The following is a 17,860-nucleotide window of genomic DNA, read 5'->3' as shown; positions in this document are numbered from 1 at the left end:
CGATGTGGTGCTTGTTACGCATTCGTTCCCCAATATGTTGCGATTTTGATAACATATTGTGCTACCATGGTCGCTCCCACAACGCACCGTAACCGGAGAACGAAGGACCGATACCATCATGCAGATTTCCAAGCGCAACGGCACGACGGAGCCCTACGTCGTCGACAAGATCAAGCGCGCCATGGGCGCGGCGTTCGCCAGCGTGGGCACCCGCCTGGACGACGAGGAGGCCGACCGCCTCGTCGCGGGCATCGAGCGCGCCATGGGCGATGCGGCGCAGGCCGCAGGCGACGCCATCGCGGTGGAGGACGTGCAGGACCTCGTGGAGCGCGCGCTCATGGAGGCGAACCACTACGAGGAGCTGAAAAGCTACATCCTGTACCGCGAGGACCGTGCCCGCAAGCGTGCAGCGCGCGAGCGCCTGTGCGCCCAGCTGCCGGACGTCTCCGCGCTGCCGGACGTGCTGGCGGCGGTGCAGAAGGAATTCCCCGGCGAGGAGTACGAGCTGGCGCACCTGAGCGCGAAGTCCCAGTCGTTCGCCAAGCCCGACGCCACCGACGACCAGAAGCTGGCCATGCTCGTCAAGGCGGCGGTGGAGCTGACCACGCAGGAGGCGCCGCGCTGGGAGATCATCGCCGCGCGCCTGCTGATGGTGCAGTTCGACCGCGCCCTGGCCGAGCGCTTGGCGGCCCGGCGCATCGGCACCTTCTCGCAGAAGGTCGCCTTCCTCGCCGAGGAGGGCCTGTACGGCGACTACATCCTGCAGCGCTACACGCCCGCCGAGCTCGACGAGGCAGCCGGCTTCATCGACCTCGGCCGCAACGACCTGTTCACCTACGCGGGCCTGCAGCTGCTGCTCGACCGCTACGTCATCCGCACGCATCAGGGCGCGCCGCTCGAGTCGCCGCAGGAGATGTTCCTCGGCATCGCGCTGCACCTCGCCATGGAGGAGCGCGCGGACGAGCGCATGGGCTGGGTGCGCCGCTTCTACGACATGCTGTCCACGCTCAAGGTGACCATGGCCACGCCCACGCTGTCGAACGCGCGCAAGCCGTTCCACCAGCTGTCGTCGTGCTTCATCGACACGGTGCCCGACAGCCTGGACGGCATCTACCGCAGCATCGACAACTTCGCGAAGGTGAGCAAGTACGGCGGCGGCATGGGCCTGTACTTCGGCAAGGTGCGCGCCAGCGGCAGCGCCATCCGCGGCTTCGACGGCGCGGCCGGCGGCGTCATCCGGTGGATTCGCCTGGCCAACGACACGGCCGTGGCGGTGGACCAGCTGGGCATGCGCCAGGGCGCCGTGGCGGTGTACCTGGACGCGTGGCACCGCGACCTGCCCGAGTTCCTCGCCCTGCGCACGAACAACGGAGACGACCGCATGAAGGCGCACGACGTGTTCCCGGCCGTGTGCTACCCCGACTACTTCTGGCAGCAGGCGCGCGACAACATCGAGGGCGACTGGTACCTTATGTGCCCGCACGAGATCGCCACGGTGAAGGGCTACGCGCTGGAGGACTGCTTCGGCGAGGAATGGACGCGCAAGTACCTCGAATGCGTGGCCGACGCGCGCATCAAGAAGCGCGTCATCCCCCTCAAGGACGTCATCCGCCTCATCATCAAGAGCGCCGTGGAGACGGGCACGCCGTTCACGTTCAACCGCGACGCGGTGAACCGCGCGAACCCGAACAAGCACCGAGGCGTCATCTACTGCAGCAACCTGTGCACCGAGATCGCGCAGAACATGGGCGCCATCGAGCAGCTGGAGCAGCGCATCGAGGACGTAAACGGCGAGCAGGTGGTGGTCACCGTGACGAAGCCGGGGGCGTTCGTGGTGTGCAACCTGGCCAGCCTCTCGCTCGGTCATATCGACGTGGACGACCCGCAGGAGCTGGCGCAGGTGACGGAAAGCGCGGTGCGCGCGCTCGACAACGTCATCGACCTCAACTTCTTCCCGGTGCCCTACGCCGAGATCAACAACCGTCAGTACCGTCCCATCGGCCTGGGCGTGAGCGGGTACCACCACCTGCTGGCGAAGCACGGCATCCGGTGGGAGAGCGAGGAGCACCTCGCGTTCGCCGACCGCGTGTTCGGCGACGTGCACTACGCGGCGGTGCGCGCCAGCTGCGCCATCGCGCGGGAGAAGGGCGCGTACGGCTACTTCGAGGGAAGCGGCTGGCAGACGGGCGACTACTTCCGCGACCGCGGGTTGACGGAGGGGCGCTGGGCCGACCTCGCGCGCGACGTGGCCGAGCACGGCCTGCGCAACGGTTACCTGCTGGCCGTGGCGCCCACGAGCTCCACGAGCATCATCGCCGGCACCACCGCGGGCCTCGACCCCGTCATGAACCGCTACTTCCTCGAGGAGAAGAAGAACGGCCTCATGCCGCGCGTGGCGCCCGAGCTGTCGATGGACACGTTCTGGTACTACAAGAACGCCCACCTCATCGACCAGGCGTGGTCGGTGCGCGCGTGCGGCGTGCGCCAGCGCCACATCGACCAGGCGCAGAGCATGAACCTCTACATCACGAACGAGTACACGTTCCGCCGGGTGCTCGATTTGTACCTGCTGGCCTGGGAGGAAGGCGTGAAGACCATCTACTACGTGAGGTCGAAGAGCCTGGAAGTGGAAGAATGCGAAGTGTGCTCGTCGTAATGCGTTCCGTCGGCCTGCCGGCGCCGGAGCCTGCCGACAGGCTGCGCCGCGAAGCAAGTCCCGAAGAGCGCCCCTCGCTGACCGACTACGCCAACCTGCGCGTTGATATGCGCCCTGCGGGCGCATGGAAGGAGATAGCCTGCAATGTCTCAACTCAAGAAGAAGCCCCTGTTCAACCCGCTGGGCGACACCGATGTGCTCGACCGGCGGATGATCGGGGGCAACACGACGAACCTCAACGACTTCAACAACATGAAGTACGAGTGGGTGAGCGACTGGTACCGCCAAGCCATGAACAACTTCTGGATACCCGAGGAGATCAATCTCGGCGTGGACATCAAGGACTACCGCAAGCTGCCCGCGCCCGAGCGGCGCGCCTACGACAAGATCCTGTCGTTCCTCATCTTCCTCGACAGCCTGCAGTCGGCGAACCTGCCCAACGTGGGCGAGTACATCACCGCCAACGAGGTGAACCTGTGCCTGGCCATCCAAACGTTCCAGGAAACGGTGCACAGCCAGAGCTACAGCTACATGTTGGACACCATCTGCGAGCCGCAGGAGCGCAACGACGTGCTGTACCAGTGGAAGGAAGACGAGCACCTGCTGGCGCGCAACGAGTTCATCGGCAACCTGTACAACCAGTTCCAGGACGACAAGAGCCCCGAAGCGCTCGCGCGCGTGCTGGTGGCGAACTACATCCTGGAAGGCGTGTACTTCTACAGCGGCTTCATGTTCTTCTACAACCTGGGGCGCAACAACCTCATGCCGGGGTCGGTGCAGGAGATCCGCTACATCAACCGCGACGAGAACACGCACCTGTGGCTGTTCCGCAACATTCTGCTTGAGCTCAAGGAGGAGGAGCCCGCGCTGTTCACGCCCGAGCTGGTGGAGGAGTACCGCGCCATGATCAAGGAGGGCTGCGAGCAGGAGATTCGCTGGGGCCACTACGCCATCGGCGACGACGTGGCCGGCCTGAACAAGCAGATGGTGACCGACTACATCCAGTACCTGGGCAATCTGCGCTGCACGCAGCTGGGCTTCGAGCCGCTGTACGAGGGCCACGAGCGCGAGCCGGAAAGCATGTCGTGGGTGAGCCAGTTCTCGAACGCGAACATGATCAAGACCGACTTCTTCGAAGCGCGCAGCACCGCCTACGCGAAGTCGAGCGCCCTGGTGGACGATTTGTAGAGAGCGCGGCGCAGGCGCGGTCGGCGCGGTCGACGCCGCGTACTGCCCCGTCCACGCGGTCGGCGGCACCGCACGGCTCTCGGCTCCTTGTGGGCGCAAAAGCGCTCCCATGACAATTTTCGCCGGTCTGGTTCTCGGCGCGAAGCCGGGAGAAATTTCGCCACCTGGGGTTTCAGGCTCTGCCGAGGCTGCGGCGCGCGCCGCATGTGCCGCGAAATTGTCATGGGAGCGCTTTTGCGCCCACGTTGGCGCGGCATCGTGGGCGGTTGCCGGGCGTTTCGTTACAGCGTCAGCAGGTTTCGCTGGATTTCCTCGCACGCCGCTTCGGGGACGTCGGCCGACTGCGCGAAAGTTCTCCATTCCCGGACGGCCCCGTTCACCTGCTCGGTCAGCTCCAAGGCGCGGATGCGCGGGACGTCCATGGCCTTCGCCGCAGCGAGCAGGTCGTCCAGCCCTATGTTCTCGGCCTTGCCTGCAACGGTCATCTGATGGCGGGACAGCCACTTGTTGCCCGGATCGTTCGCGTACGTCACGTCGTATGCCGGGGCAAGGCTCCATGTTCCGCGCCTGTCCATCAAAAACGACAGGTTCTTCACGTGGTCGTCCTGGTTCCTGGCCAGAACGTTGAACGTCATTCTGAGGTACAGCTGCTCGAGGCTGTCCTGGCCGAGATTCAGGCGTCGCATGACGCTGGCGGCTTGCTCGTAGCTGTGCGCCGCCGGAGCGTTGAAGTCGAAATGGGCGAGGGCGCCGAGGGTTTGCATATGCAGCTTGCCGCCGTCTGCCGTCCGATCGAAGCGCCTCGTCATGAAATGCCGGCGCCCGTTTTCCTCGAACAGCTCGCACGCGCTCATCTCGAGCCCCGCCGCGATCGCCATGGTGTAGTAGGCGAACTCTATGCGCGTGTACGCAGGTCGATCGTAGGAATCTCCCTTGTCCTTATTCTTCTCGACGCCGTCGAACTTGATCAGCCAGTGCTCGTATCCGGGATCGGCTGCTACCTGCCCCGAGCGAACGTCGTTCGTCGTTCGGTTCCAGGCGATCACGGCTTTCGCGCGGGCGCCCCCGGCCGACGTTCCCACGCTCACCAAATGGGCGAGGCCCTTGGCGTCCATGGTTTCGCGCATTCCCTCGCGCCGGTTCAGCACGTCGTTCGCGACGCCGACCAACGCGTCGATGTCGACGTCGTCGTTGCGGGCGAACCGGTCGTAGGAAGGCTCGTACTCCAAGGCGCCCATTCCGCGTTTGCCGGTATAGAGCAAGCGCTCGACGGCGCTGAGCCTCCGGTAGTCCCTGCCGTGTTGGGCCAGATAGCTGTCCAGCAGGGCGTTGCCGAATTTGTCCGGCAGCGAATCGGCCAGCATGCCGGGCAAGCCGTGGAACGACTCGCCGTTGAGGGTGGGAAACGAGTAGAGGGCGCCGGACAGGGGCATCTCGAGCGGGGAAAGCTCGATGCCGCTCAGCGTGAAATCGGGGTCGTAGTTGAAAACGGGGATGTCGTCGACGTCCTCTTGCTGGACGGCCCCGATGCGGGTGCCCCACAGGAAAACGTTGGCGGCGATCATCGTTCGTCACCCCACGTCCAACCCTTGTTCGGCTGCGCGCTTTTCGAGGAGGCGGCCCGCTTGCGTTTCTGCCGCCCGTCGAATGCCTCGGTGGGCGCCATCCGGTATTCGGGAACCAGCAGGTCGATATTGCGAAGGATTCCCAGCGATCGCAAGATGCCGAGAAAGCCGTCGAGCGCGATGCCGTCGCCCGACTCGAGGCGCGCCACCGTGCGCGAGGAAACGCCGCTTTTCTTCGCCAGCTCCGCTTGGGTGAGCCCGAGCGCGAGCCTTTGGTCGCGGATGCGCTGTGCGAGCTCCGAAAGCACCGCCGTGTTGTTCTCGTAGCCGGTCAGTTTCATGTCCACCTCTTTATATGCCATATTTGTCTGTTTTATGCTGTTATTCTATAGTAATATGCCATATTTGGCTAGTTGCTATTGTTTGATTGAGATCAAGGCGAAACGTTTCCGTGGGCGCTCGCCCGCACAGGTTATACTGTCACCCTATGGAAACCGACGAACCGAAGCGCGGCATACGGAAGTTCTTGCTCAAGCGGATGCTGTTCATCCCGCTCGGCATCGTCGCGCTTGCGGCGACGATGGTGGCGCGGGCGAACCCCGACGCGGCCGAATGGTACAGCCAGACGGTGTACCCCGTGCTGTCGAGCGTCGTGGGCTTTCTGCCGTCGCTCGTGGGGTTCTCGGTGGCCGAGTGGGTCACGGCGCTGTTCCTGCTGTTCTGCGCGGGGTACGTCGTTTACTGCATTCGCAAGATCGTCGTGAGCAAGGGCGCGCGCCTCATGGCGGCCTACCGCGGCGCGATGGGGGTAGTGGCCATCTGCTGCGTGGTGTACTTCCTGTTCACGGCCTTGTGTGGGCTGAACTACTACCGCTACACCTTCACCGAGCACGCCGGCTACGACGTGGAGGAGGCCGACGCCGATCCGGCGCAGCGCCAGGAGGAGCTCGTGGCGCTCACTACTTCGCTCGCCGACGATCTGGGGCAGGCCCGGGCGCTGCTGGGCGACGACGCGGACCTGTTCGAAGCCGAGCCGGGCCAGTTCGAGCGCTACGCACAGGAGTCGGTGGAGGCCATGCGGAAGCTGGCCGCGCAGTACCCGGTGCTGGAGCGGCCGCTGTACTCGCCGCCGAAGCCGGTGCTCGCTTCCGAGCTGATGTCGTACGCGAACATCGGCGGCATGTTCTTCCCCTTCACGATGGAGTCGAACATCAACGTGGACAACCCGTCGTTCGCGATCCCCTGGGCCATGGCGCACGAGCTGGCGCACCAGTGCGGCTTCATGCGTGAGGACGAGGCGAACTTCATCGCGTACCTGGCGTGCAAGGAGTCGGACGATGCGCTGATGCGCTACAGCGGCTACCTGCTGGCGTACGACAACGCCATCTCGGCGCTGCGGAAGGTCGACCCGGAGGCGGCGAGCGCGATCGCCTCGGGGCTGTCGGCGGCGGTGCAGCGCGACCTCGCCCAGCGCGCGGAGCACTGGGCGAAGTACGAGGGCCCGGTCCAAGACGTCTCCAACGCCGCCAACGACACGTACCTGAAGGCGAACAACCAGACCGACGGCATGCGCAGCTACGGCCGCATGGTCGACCTGCTGCTGGCCGAGCAGCGAGCGGAGGGGGAGGGCGCCTAGCCCCAGAACCCTGCCGCCTCCACCTCTTGCAGGATGACCTCGGCGGGCAGCAGCGTGGCTTCGGCAATGTCGGCGCCGGTGGCGTCCAGGTAGCAGCGCACCAGGTCGTAGCCGCAGGCGTATCCGGCGCAGTAGGGCAGGCCCACCGTCGGGTAGCCCTGCGCCGCGGCGATCTCGTCGCCGTAGAGGTACGCCGACAGCCCGGCCATGCCCTGCACGTCGAGCGCGGCGCGGATGGCGGGCTTGACGGTGCTCTCGAGCACGTCGGCGCCCGTCTTCGTCACCCAGGGCCCGGCGTTCTCCTCGCCGTACAGGCTGACGGCGAAGTTCTCGGCCAGCCCTTCGCTCACCATCATCTCGCCGAGGGTGATGTCGTCGCGCCAGGCGATGAACTGGAAGCGCACGTTGTGGTTCGTCTCGTGCGCGAGCGCGGCGGGCAGCCGACGCACGGTGTCGTCGCTGGGCACGAGCCACGCCAGCACGTAGCCGGGGATGCCGCCGTCGCCGCAGTAGCCGTCGCTCGCGGCCAGCGCGGGGTTGTCGGGGTCGCCCAGCAGGATGGAGAACAGGTAGTCCTGCACGCGCAGCTCGATGCCGCGCTCGACGAAGCGGGCGAGCGCGCGCTCGACGGCCTGCCGGCTCGCGCGCCACAGGTCGTCGTCGGCCAAGCGCCGGACGGCGTCGGCCCAGCTTTCGTCCACGCGCGCGGGTGGCAGGATGCCCAGCATCTCGCTGGCCATCACCACGTCGTAGCCGCCGGGCTGCGCGGGACGCAGCGGCACGCGGTAGCAGTCCCATTTCGCCTTGAACGGCGCCATGAGCTCGTGGCGGTAGATGTCGGCGCGCTTTGCCGGCGGCGCGGCGATCATGCGCGTGTACGCGTCGCCCGTGCGCAGCGCGCGCACGGTGGGCAGCGCGGGCGACGGCGAGGCGGCAGGTTTCTTGTGGGACATGGGCGTCTCCTCTCATCGGGGAGGCCCATCCTACCCCCTCACGTCGCGTGAGGGTCAACGCCTTCGTGCCCTTTTTCTTCTCGACGCTCCCCATCAGGCGGAAGGGCTATAATAACCCCATGTCAGCCGAAGGGGAGGAGCCCTCATGATCGTGCTTGCCGTCGTGGTCGCGCTTGTCGCGCTGCTTGCAATCGTGCTGGTGGTGAACGCGGCGCGGCTCAAACCGACGCCCGTTCCCGACCCCCTGCCGCAGAGCGGCATCGAGGGCGACGACGCCGCGGTCGCGCGCTTCCAGGAGCTGCTGCGCTGCGAAACCGTGTGGGACCTGCACAACCCCGACGCCGACCGCAGCGCCTTCGACGAGTTCGTCCCGCTGCTGCGCCGTTTGTACCCGACGGTGTTCGAGCGCCTGGAGCTGGAGCTGATCGACGGCTACGGCATCTCGCTGTTGTGGAAGGGCGCCGACCGCGCGCTGGCGCCGGTGGTGCTCATGGCGCACCACGACGTGGTGCCGGCCGACGCGTCCGAGTGGACGCACGATCCCTTCGCCGCCGACATCGCGGACGGCAGGATCTTCGCGCGCGGCGCGGTGGACACGAAGTGCATCTGGGCGGCCCTCATGGAATCCGCCGAGCATCTGCTGAAAGAGGGGTACGTCCCTCCGCGCGACGTGTACTTCTTCTCGTCGAACACCGAGGAGGACGGCGGCGACACGGCGCCCCACATGGTGGAGCACCTCAAAAGCATCGGGCGCGTGCCGTACATGGTGCTGGACGAGGGCGGCGCGGTCATCGACAACCCGCCGCTGGGCGTGAAGGGCCAGTTCGCCGTCGTGGGCGTGGCCGAGAAGGGCATCTTCGACGCGTTCATCACCACGAGCGCCGAGGGCGGGCATGCCGCCACGCCCTCGCTCGAGGACGCCACGGCGAAGCTCGTGTCGGGCCTCGACGGCCTGCAGAAGAACCCGCCGGCGTCCAAGCTGTCCGCTCCGGTGGCGGCCATGCTGCGCGAGCTGGCGGCGCACGGCAGCTGGGCCTTGCGCATCGTGTTCGCGAACCTGTGGCTGTTCCGGCCCGTGGTCATCCGCATCATGCAGGGCGACCCCGAGACGGCGGCCATGGTGCGCACCACGTACGCGCTGACGCAGCTCGAGGGGAGCCCGGCGCACAACGTCATCCCGAAGCGGGCGAAGGCGACGGTGAACGTGCGCGTCGATCCCGGCGAGACGGTGGACGCGGCCTTCGCGCGCATCAAGGAGCGTTTCGACGAGGGCACCTCCTACGAGCTGGCCGAGGTCAGCGAGCCGTCGCCCATCGCGCCGTTTGCGGACGACCCCGCGTTCGACTACCTGCGCGCCGTCATCCGCAGCGTGTATCCCACGGCCGGCATCGCGCCGTACGTGCAGACCAGCTGCAGCGACGCGCGCCGGTTCCATCGCATCTGCCCGCGCACGTACCGATTCGCCGGCATCCTGTTCAAGGGCGACCAGCGCAACCGCGTGCACGGCCAGGACGAGAACCTCGACGTGGACAGCTTCAAGCGCGGCATCGGGTTCTACACGGAATTCATCCGACATCTCGACCGATTGGGGAAGTGAGGCATCGTGGCCGACACGAAGGGGGCCGCGACAGCGGCGAAGACGGGCAAGTTCTTCTACGGATGGTGGATCGTGGCGGGCGGCCTGCTGATCATGGCAACCTGCTACACGGTGTTCGTGAACTGCATCCCGCTGTTCCAGACGCACATCGTACGCGACCTGGGGCTGACGGTGGGGCAGTTCAACACGGGCGTGTCCATCACCACGGTGGTGGCGGTGTTCGCGTCGCTCGTCATCGGGCGGCTCACCGACAAGTGCTCGGCGCGCGTGCTGGGCACGGTGACGGTGCTGACCAGCTCGATCGTGCTGGTGGGGCTCTCGTTCATCACGGCGGTGTGGCAGCTGTACGCGCTGTGCGTGGTGGCCGGCATGGTGGTGGTGGCCGGCACGCGCCTCTTGGTGTCGGTGGTCATCTCGAACTGGTTCACGCTCAAGCGCGGCTTGGCGGTGTCCATCGCGCTGTCGGGGTCGGGCATCGGCGGCGTCGTGCTGTCGCCGGCCACGAGCGCGATGATCGAGGCGTCCGGCTGGCGCTCGGCGTTCCTGCTGCTGGCGGTGGTGTGCCTCGTGGCCGCGCTGCCGCTCGTGCTGGCCACGTTCAGCACCCGGCCCAGCGACAAGGGCCTGCTGCCGTACGGCGCGGGCCAGGTGGAGCAGACGAAGGCCGACCGCTCGCCCGACCGGCCCGTCAACGTGTCGATCGGCTGGAAGACGCTGCGCTCGAGCACGGCGTTCTGGCTGCTCGTGATCGGCTTCGTGGCCATGGGCATCACGAACGGGTGCATCATCACGAACTCCATCGCGAACATGACGAGCGTGACGGTGGGCGGCACCGAGGTGGTCACCGGCGGGCACTCCACCCTGTGGGCCGGCAGCGTGTGGTCGTTCTACCTGGCCGTGGTCATCGTGGCGAAGGTGGCGCTCGGCGCCATCTACGACCGCTGGGGCATGCGCGCGGGCACGATCCTCGGCACGATCACGTCGGTGCTGGCCGGAACCATGCTGCTGTTCCCGACCACCGACTGGGGCCCCATTCTGGCCTGCCTGTTCTTCGGATTCGCCACCTGCATGGGCACGGTGGCGCCGCCCATCATGGTGGTGAAGGAGTACGGCAAGAAGGACCTCGGCACGGTCACGGGCATCGTCACGGCGTTCGAGCTGCTGGGCGCTGCGGTGGGTGCGGTGGTGTCGGGCGTGATGTTCGACGCGTACCTGTCGTTCGCGCCGGTGTGGATCATGGTGATCGTGGCGAGCGTGGTCATGGGCGCGGCGCTGCTGGCGTCCATCCCCGCGGCGCGCCGCCTCGTGGCGCGGCGGGTGGCTGCGGGCGCGCCCCAGCTGGACGCCGAAGGGTTCGAAATCGACGTCGACGGTCAGCGCTTGACTAAAGCATAGCGTTCTAGTAGGATTTAGCGCGACACACAGGAAGCCCGCCCTGCGGGCACCGGGCGCAGCCGGGCAGGCGCGACCGGAGAAGACGGGAAAGCAGGCGCATCATGACCGTACATGCAAGCGTTGCCGAGCTCATCGGCAACACGCCGCTCGTAGAGCTCGTGAACTACGAGGCGAACAACAACCTGGACGCCACCATCGTGGGCAAGGTGGAGTCGTTCAACCCGGCCGGTTCCGTCAAGGACCGCATCGCGAAGGCGATGATCGACGACGCGCTGGCCGCCGGCAAGATCGACGACGACACGGTGCTCATCGAGCCCACCTCGGGCAACACCGGCATCGGCCTGGCCGCCCTCGCCGCCGCGCGCGGCATGCGCCTCATCATCACCATGCCCGAGACGATGTCCATCGAGCGCCGCAACCTCATGAAGGCCTACGGCGCCGAGCTCGTGCTGACCGACGGCGCGCAGGGCATGAAGGGCGCCATCGCGCGCGCCGACGAGCTGGCGGCCGAGATCCCCAACTCGTTCATCGTCGGGCAGTTCACGAACCCGGCGAACCCGGCCGTCCACGAGGCCACCACGGGCCCCGAGATCTGGGAGGCCACCGGCGGCGACGTGGACATCTTCGTGGCGGGCGTGGGCACGGGCGGCACGGTGAGCGGCACGGGCGCGTACCTGAAGCGCATGAACCCGGACGTGCGCGTGGTGGCCGTGGAGCCGGCGGCGTCGCCGGTGCTGTCCGAGGGGCGCGCCGGCGCGCACAAGATCCAGGGCATCGGCGCGGGCTTCGTGCCCGACACGCTGAACACCGAAGTGTACGACGAGGTGATCACCGTCGCCGACGAGGACGCCTTCGCGGTAGGTCGCGAGCTGGCGGCGAAGGAGGGCCTGCTCGTGGGCATCTCGTCGGGCGCGGCCGTGGCCGCCGCCACCGAGCTGGCGCGCCGCCCCGAGAACAAGGGCAAAACCATCGTGGTGATCCTCCCCGACACGGGCGAGCGCTACCTGACGACGGCGATGTTCGGCTTCTAGGAAGCCGCGACGCGAAGGGCCCCGCGGCATGCCGCGGGGCCCTTCGTCGTGAGAGCCCGTCGCCGTCCGAAACGGACGCTTTCGGACGGCGACGGCATGCGAAGCGGTTTCGCGTGCGAACCTACTCGCCCTCGATGGCGTCGATGGCGTCGATGGCGTCGATCACGGTGCCGCGGAAGCCGTCCTTCTCGAGCGCGGCCACGCCCTTGATGGTGGTGCCGCCCGGCGAGCAGACGGCGTCCTTCATCGCGCCGGGGTGCGTGCCGGTTTCCAGGTACAGCTTGGACGTACCCATCATCATCTGCGCCGCGAGGCGGTAGGCGGTCTGCCGCGGCAGGCCGTGCTTCACGCCGGCGTCGCCGAGGGCCTCCAGGAACATCGCGGCGAACGCGGGGCCGCAGCCGGCGATGGAGCTGGCCGTGGACAGCAGCTTGCCGTCGACCCACTCGATGAGCGCGATCTGGCCGAACAGGTTCTCGAACGTCTGCAGCTGCTCGTCGGTGAGCGAATGGCGCTGCTCGCAGGCCACCACGCCCGCGCCCACGGCGATGGGCGTGTTCGGGATGGTGCTGAGGTGGTGGCTGTTCGGGGCGAGGATGCCCTCGTAGAACGCGAAGTCGCGCCCGGCGGCCACCGAGATCACGGCTTTGCCGGCAAGCGTCTCGCGCACCGGTTCCACCACCTGCTCGATGAGGTAGGGCTTCACGGCGAGAACGACGAAGTCGCTGGCTTCCACCACCTCGGCCGCCTCGCGATGCGCGTGCACGCCGAGCTTCTCGGCCGTGGCCTGCAGCTTGTCGAAGTGCCCGGCGCACGCGTGGATGTGCTCGCCCGAGAGCGCGCCCGAATTCACGAGGCCCTGCGCCATCGCCTGGGCCATGTTGCCGAACCCGATGAAGCCGAGCTCGATGCTGCTTGCTGTGTCCGCCATGCTGAGAACCTTTCCGTTGCGACTGCGTTTTTACTGGCTCATGATTGTACGCCAGGCGAGGCGCGCTTCCAAACGACGATTCTGTGACGTGGGGTTCGGGCCGTGAAAAAAGGCCGGAACCCCGAGGGGCTCCGGCCTTCTCGAACCGGTTGCGCCGTCGCGTCGCGTGCCCGTTACGCGGCGGCCTGCTCAACCTCGTCTGCCTCGCCGGCGTCCTTGTCGGCCGAGCGGGCGAGGATGTTCGCGTACACCGCGCCGGAGATGTTGTGCCACACGCTGAACACGGCACCGGGCACCGCGGCCAGCGGCATGCTGGCGAAGTGCACCGTGGCGAGCGAGGTGGCCAGGCCGGAGTTCTGCATGCCCACCTCGATGGACAGCGTGCGCATCTGGGCCTTCGACAGGCGCAGCGCGCGTCCGGTGAGGTATCCCAGCGCGTAGCCCAGCACGTTGTGCAGCATGACCACCACGATGATGAGCGGCCCCACCGTCAGCAGCTTCGCCTGGTTGGCGGCCACCACGGCCATGATGATGAGCGAGATGCCCACCACCGACACGAGCGGCAGCACGTTGGCGCAGACGCTGGCAGCCTTCTCGAAGAAGTAGTTGATGAGGAAGCCCAGCGCGATGGGCACGAGCACCACCTGCACGATGGACAGGAACATGTCCAGCACGTTCACGTCCACGGTCTGGCCGGCGAACAGCAGCACGAGCAGCGGCGTGACGATGGGCGCCATGATGGTGGTGCACGCGGTCATGCCCACTGACAGCGCCACGTCGCCTTTCGCCAGGTACGTCATGACGTTGGAGCTGGTGCCGCCGGGGCACGAGCCCACGAGGATCACGCCCACGGCCAGCTCGGGCGGCAGCTGGAACACCATCGTCAGCAGGAACGCCAGCACCGGCATGATGATGAACTGCGCCAGGATGCCCACGATGACGGCTTTCGGCTTCGTGAACACCACCTTGAAGTCGGCCAGCTTGAGGGTCATGCCCATGCCGAACATCACGACGCCCAGCAGGATGTTCACGTAGCTGGTCTTCACGACGGCGGACACGGGACCGGGAAAGACCAAGGCGATAATCGCGACGGCGAGTGCGATGATCGCCATGTACTTTCCCGCGAAGTCGCTGATCTTGGTAAGCGTCTTCACAGGGGATTCCTTTCTCGAAGGTGGTAGGGTTGGGAAAGTATACCGCTTCGCTGGGTGAAGCACGAGGGGCATCCGGGCGAATGCGTCCGGAAATTTTTTCAGCTGAGCCCGCACGGATCGACCGTAGGATTCGTTATAGAGGATAGAGGAGGTGAAGCGGGGCTTGAAGAACAGATTGCGAGACGGCGAGGCGTTCGATCGCTTGGTCGAAGAGCATTACGACGACGTGCTGGCGTACTGCCGACGGCACGCGCCGTCCTACGACGACGCGCCGGACGTGGCGCAGGAGACGTTTCTGCGTTTCGTGCGCAGCGGGCGCTCGCCGGGCGAGGGCAAGCCGCTCGCGTACCTGTTCACCATCGCGCGCAACCTCTGCATCGACGCCGCGCGGGTGCGCCGACTGCCCGTCGGGCCGCTCGATGCGGACGTGCCCGACGGCTCGCCCGACGCGGACCCGGCGGCGGCGATTGCAGGCGGCGAGGTGGGCGCGCTTGTGGAAGCGCTCGACCCCGAGCTGCGCGAGGTGGTGGAGCTGCGCTTCGACCAGGGGTTCAAGGTGGGCGAGATCGCGAGCGTGCTGGGCGTGTCGCGGTTCGCGGTGAACCGGCGGCTCAATCGGGCGCTCGCGGAGTTGCGGCGCGGTTTGGAAGGAAGGAACGAGGCATGAGCGGAACGGGAAAGCGGGACGTGGAGCGGTTGCTGCGGGCGCACTACCGCGCCGAGCGCGGCGCGCCGGACGCGGCGTCGAAGGCGGCGACCCTTGCGGCCGTGCGCGCGGCGGTGGCGTCGGGGCGGCCGGCGGGCGCAAGGATGGGCGCGGAAGCCGCGGCGGGCGCATGCGCGGGCGAGCGCGGCCGCAGGGCGACGTTCGCCGGGTTCGTGGCTGCCCAGGCGCGCTTCATCCATCCGCGCGTGTTGGTGGCGCAGCTTGCGCTCGTGGCGATGATGGTGGCGGTCTGCTTGCCGTCGAGCGGCATGGTGCGCGGCTTCTCGGTCGTCTCGGGCATGCTGGCGGCGGCGACGGTGCTCGTGGGCCTGCCCGACCTGCTGGCCAGCGCCACGCACCGCGTGGCCGAGCTCGAGTACGCCTGCCGCTTCGACTGCCGCGCGGTCGCGTTGGCGCGGCTCATCGTGCTGGGATGCTCGGACGTGGTGGCGGTCACCGCCATCGCGCTCGCGGCGCCGATCGCGCTGGGGGCCGATCCCTTCGCGTCGTTCCTGCACGCGTGCGTCCCTTACTTCCTCTCGTGCGCGGGCGCGCTGCTCGCGGCGCGGCGCTGCCCGCCGTCGCAGGCGCTGCTGCTGGCCTGCGTGTGGACGCTGCTGGTGATGGCGGGGGCGTATGCGGTGCACTCCCTCGCGCCCGGCGCGTACGCCCAAGCGTCGGTCTGGCTGTGGGCGCTCGTGGCGGCGGCTTCGCTCGGTTGGGCCGTGCGCGAGGTGCGCACGTGGCTCGGCAGCATCGCGGCCGGCCTCGACGTGTTCGCGCCCGCCCCGACGCCTCGATGAGCCGATGGATCCGATGAGCCCAGCGACCCCGACCTACCCGACGACCCTACGATGACAAGGAGCATGGCATGGACCTGACGATAGACCGCCTGACCAAGCAGTTCGGATCGAAGATCGCGGTCGACCGCGTGTCGGCGCGGCTCGAGCCCGGCGTGTACGGCCTTTTGGGCGCGAACGGCGCGGGCAAGACCACCCTCATGCGCATGGTGTGCGACGTGCTGCGCCCCACGTCCGGCGAGATTCGCTTCGACGGCCGCGACGTGCGCGTGCTCGGCGACGAGTACCGCGCCTGCCTGGGCTACCTCCCGCAGGATTTCGGCTACTACCCCGACTTCACGGCGCTCGACTTCATGTGCTACCTGGCCGCGCTCAAGGGGCTCGACCGCCGCGCGGCGCGCCGCCGCTCGCTCGAGCTGCTGGAAACGGTGGGGCTCGCCGACGTGGCGCGCACGAAGGTGCGCACGTTCTCGGGCGGCATGAAGCAGCGCTTGGGCATCGCGCAGGCCGTGCTGAACGACCCGGCGGTGCTCGTGCTCGACGAGCCCACGGCCGGGCTCGACCCGAAGGAGCGCGTGCGGTTCCGCAACCTCATCGCCAGCTTCGCGCAGGACAAGATCGTCATCCTGTCCACGCACATCGTGTCGGACATCGAGTACATCGCCGACGAGATCCTCGTCATGCGCGCCGGCTCCTTCATCATGCAGGGCGCGCCGACGGACATCGTCGCGGCGGTGACGGGCAAGGTGTGGGAGTGCCACGTGGACGCGCGGCGCGCCGACGAGCTGGCGGCCACGAGCTGCGTGAGCAACGTCCACTACGCCGCGGACGGGCACGCGGTGGCGCGCGTCGTGGCCGACGAGGCGCCGGTGGCCGGCGCGCGGACGCTCGATCCCACGCTGGAAGATCTGTATCTGTACGTGTTCCGCGACGAGGTCCCTGCGGCCGTCGCGTCCGACTCCCGAGGAGGGCACCATGCTTGATCTGGTGAGATTCGAACTCAAGAAGCTGCTCGTGCGTCGCACGTCGCTCATCGCCTGCGCGGGCATCCTCGTGATGCTGTGCGGGATCATGACGCTCAACATCGTGCAGACGAAGACGACCTCCAGTGCTGACGAGGTGCTGAGCGGCACCGCTGCCATCGCGTACCAGAAGGAGAAGACCGCCGCGCACGAGGGCGTGCTGACGGTCGAGCGCGTGCAGGACGAGGTGGCCGCCTACCAGGAGCTCGCGTTCTCGAAGGTGGACCCCGCCGACGTGAGCGGGCTCAGCGACCAGGCGGCGTACACGCTCATGAACCAGGCGTACGACGAAGACGAGTTCCGCGCGATCTACGACGCGTACTACTCCTACCTGTTCTCGCCGTGGAAGGAGGGCGCGCTCGAGCCGTACCAGGTGGCCGCGCAGCTCGACGACGGCGCCGCCGACGGGTTCTACGAGGCCATCGCCGACAAGCTGCAGCGCACGCTCGACGACGGCATGGGCGGCACCTGGGTGTACTCCGATGCCGAGCGCGCGTACTGGACGGAGAAGCAGGATGCGGTGGGCGAGCCGCTCGCCTACGGCTACGCGGGCGGATGGAGCGACGTGCTGGCGTGCCTCGGGTTCTTCGCGTTCGCGATGGTGGCCGTCTGCGTGGCGCTCACGCCCGTGTTCGCGGGGGAGTACCAGGATCGCACCGACGCCGTGCTGCTCTCGTCGCGCTACGGCCGCTCGAAGCTCGTGGCGGCGAAGATCATCGCGGCGCTCGTGTTCGCCACGGCCTACTTCGCGCTGGCGACGCTCATCATCATGGGCGCGGCGCTCGCGTTCTTCGGCGCCGAGGGCGGCGATCTGCCGGTGCAGGTGCTGTCGCTGGGCATCCCGTACGACCTCACGATGGCCGAAGCGACGTGGACGGCGGTGGGAATCGCCTACCTCATGACGCTCGGGTTCGCGGCGCTCACGCTGCTGCTGTCGTCGAAGCTGCGCTCCCAGCTGGCCATCTTCGTCGCCTGCGCGGCGCTCATCTTCCTCACGGGCATGGTTCCCTCCGGCGGCAACGCCGTGCTGCTGCACGCGCTGTACCTGTTCCCCCTCAACGCCCTGGTCGACCAGGTGCTGTTCAACGCGCTCGTGTCGTACGAGGTGGGGCCGTTCGTGGTGGATCTCGTGGGCCTGCTCGTTTGCGTCTACGCCCTCGTGCTGGTCGTGTGCGTGCCCTTGGCCGCAAGGGCCTTCAGGAGGCACCAGGTGGTGTGAGGGAGGC

The 17,860-nt window shown here is 67.5% G+C and carries 15 protein-coding genes; 10 read left to right on the top strand and 5 right to left on the bottom strand.

Annotated features, from left to right (window positions below):
- Positions 1-118 precede the first annotated feature (118 nt).
- Together GS424_RS12980 and GS424_RS12975 are read left to right on the top strand one after the other, a co-directional pair.
- Positions 119-2,656, top strand: a complete 2,538-nt coding sequence (locus GS424_RS12980) for a ribonucleoside-diphosphate reductase subunit alpha (protein ID WP_160942638.1) — start codon at positions 119-121, stop codon at positions 2,654-2,656.
- A 144-nt stretch (positions 2,657-2,800) separates the two neighbouring features.
- Complete coding sequence (locus tag GS424_RS12975) at positions 2,801-3,844, top strand: ribonucleotide-diphosphate reductase subunit beta (RefSeq protein ID WP_160942639.1); 1,044 nt, start codon at positions 2,801-2,803, stop codon at positions 3,842-3,844.
- 281 nt (positions 3,845-4,125) lie between these two features.
- Here GS424_RS12975 and GS424_RS12970 read toward each other — a convergent pair whose 3' ends face one another.
- Both GS424_RS12970 and GS424_RS12965 read right to left on the bottom strand, forming a co-directional pair.
- Positions 4,126-5,409 carry a type II toxin-antitoxin system HipA family toxin gene (locus GS424_RS12970; RefSeq protein ID WP_160942640.1) on the bottom strand — a complete coding sequence of 428 codons (1,284 nt, stop codon included), beginning with the start codon at positions 5,407-5,409 and terminating at the stop codon, positions 4,126-4,128.
- Positions 5,406-5,750, bottom strand: a complete 345-nt coding sequence (locus GS424_RS12965) for a helix-turn-helix transcriptional regulator (RefSeq protein ID WP_160942641.1) — start codon at positions 5,748-5,750, stop codon at positions 5,406-5,408. The genes GS424_RS12970 and GS424_RS12965 overlap by 4 nt, the downstream gene beginning before the upstream one ends.
- Positions 5,751-5,896: 146 nt before the next feature.
- Here GS424_RS12965 and GS424_RS12960 point away from each other — a divergent pair, with 146 nt between their 5' ends.
- A complete protein-coding gene (locus GS424_RS12960; RefSeq protein ID WP_160942642.1) occupies positions 5,897-7,045 on the top strand; it encodes a DUF3810 domain-containing protein in 1,149 nt (382 codons plus the stop codon).
- Here the strand turns inward: GS424_RS12960 and GS424_RS12955 are convergent.
- Positions 7,042-7,998: a DUF2268 domain-containing putative Zn-dependent protease gene (locus GS424_RS12955; protein WP_160942643.1), complete on the bottom strand. Its 957-nt coding sequence runs from the start codon at positions 7,996-7,998 to the stop codon at positions 7,042-7,044. The two genes, GS424_RS12960 and GS424_RS12955, sit on opposite strands and share 4 nt — an antisense overlap.
- A gap of 145 nt (positions 7,999-8,143) precedes the next feature.
- Here GS424_RS12955 and GS424_RS12950 point away from each other — a divergent pair, with 145 nt between their 5' ends.
- The 3 genes from GS424_RS12950 to cysK all read left to right on the top strand — a co-directional run bounded on the left by GS424_RS12950 (position 8,144) and on the right by cysK (position 12,021).
- Positions 8,144-9,595 (top strand): M20/M25/M40 family metallo-hydrolase, encoded by a 1,452-nt coding sequence (locus GS424_RS12950; RefSeq protein ID WP_160942644.1) that lies wholly within the window; start codon positions 8,144-8,146, stop codon positions 9,593-9,595.
- Between the two features lie 6 nt (positions 9,596-9,601).
- Complete coding sequence (locus GS424_RS12945; protein WP_160942645.1) at positions 9,602-10,990, top strand: MFS transporter; 1,389 nt, start codon at positions 9,602-9,604, stop codon at positions 10,988-10,990.
- A gap of 101 nt (positions 10,991-11,091) precedes the next feature.
- Complete coding sequence (gene cysK, locus GS424_RS12940) at positions 11,092-12,021, top strand: cysteine synthase A (RefSeq protein ID WP_160942646.1); 930 nt, start codon at positions 11,092-11,094, stop codon at positions 12,019-12,021.
- A 121-nt stretch (positions 12,022-12,142) separates the two neighbouring features.
- Here cysK and proC read toward each other — a convergent pair whose 3' ends face one another.
- Together proC and GS424_RS12930 are read right to left on the bottom strand one after the other, a co-directional pair.
- Positions 12,143-12,952, bottom strand: a complete 810-nt coding sequence (gene proC, locus GS424_RS12935; protein ID WP_160942647.1) for a pyrroline-5-carboxylate reductase — start codon at positions 12,950-12,952, stop codon at positions 12,143-12,145.
- Between the two features lie 173 nt (positions 12,953-13,125).
- On the bottom strand, positions 13,126-14,106 hold the full coding sequence (locus GS424_RS12930; protein ID WP_160942648.1) for a bile acid:sodium symporter family protein: 981 nt from the start codon (positions 14,104-14,106) through the stop codon (positions 13,126-13,128).
- Between the two features lie 163 nt (positions 14,107-14,269).
- Here GS424_RS12930 and GS424_RS12925 point away from each other — a divergent pair, with 163 nt between their 5' ends.
- The 4 genes from GS424_RS12925 (at position 14,270) to GS424_RS12910 (ending at position 17,853) form a co-directional block, all read left to right on the top strand.
- Complete coding sequence (locus tag GS424_RS12925) at positions 14,270-14,773, top strand: RNA polymerase sigma factor (protein WP_160942649.1); 504 nt, start codon at positions 14,270-14,272, stop codon at positions 14,771-14,773.
- Positions 14,770-15,615: a hypothetical protein gene (locus GS424_RS12920; protein ID WP_160942650.1), complete on the top strand. Its 846-nt coding sequence runs from the start codon at positions 14,770-14,772 to the stop codon at positions 15,613-15,615. The genes GS424_RS12925 and GS424_RS12920 overlap by 4 nt, the downstream gene beginning before the upstream one ends.
- A 68-nt stretch (positions 15,616-15,683) precedes the next feature.
- Positions 15,684-16,595 carry an ABC transporter ATP-binding protein gene (locus GS424_RS12915; RefSeq protein ID WP_160942651.1) on the top strand — a complete coding sequence of 304 codons (912 nt, stop codon included), beginning with the start codon at positions 15,684-15,686 and terminating at the stop codon, positions 16,593-16,595.
- Positions 16,588-17,853: an ABC transporter permease gene (locus GS424_RS12910; RefSeq protein ID WP_160942652.1), complete on the top strand. Its 1,266-nt coding sequence runs from the start codon at positions 16,588-16,590 to the stop codon at positions 17,851-17,853. Before GS424_RS12915 ends, GS424_RS12910 begins: the two co-directional genes overlap by 8 nt.
- Positions 17,854-17,860: the final 7 nt, after the last annotated feature.

Source organism: Eggerthella guodeyinii, assembly GCF_009834925.2.
GTDB classification, from domain to species: domain Bacteria; phylum Actinomycetota; class Coriobacteriia; order Coriobacteriales; family Eggerthellaceae; genus Eggerthella; species Eggerthella guodeyinii.
Note: the sequence above shows the minus strand (reverse complement) of the source record. Positions and strands in the feature narration are given on the sequence as shown.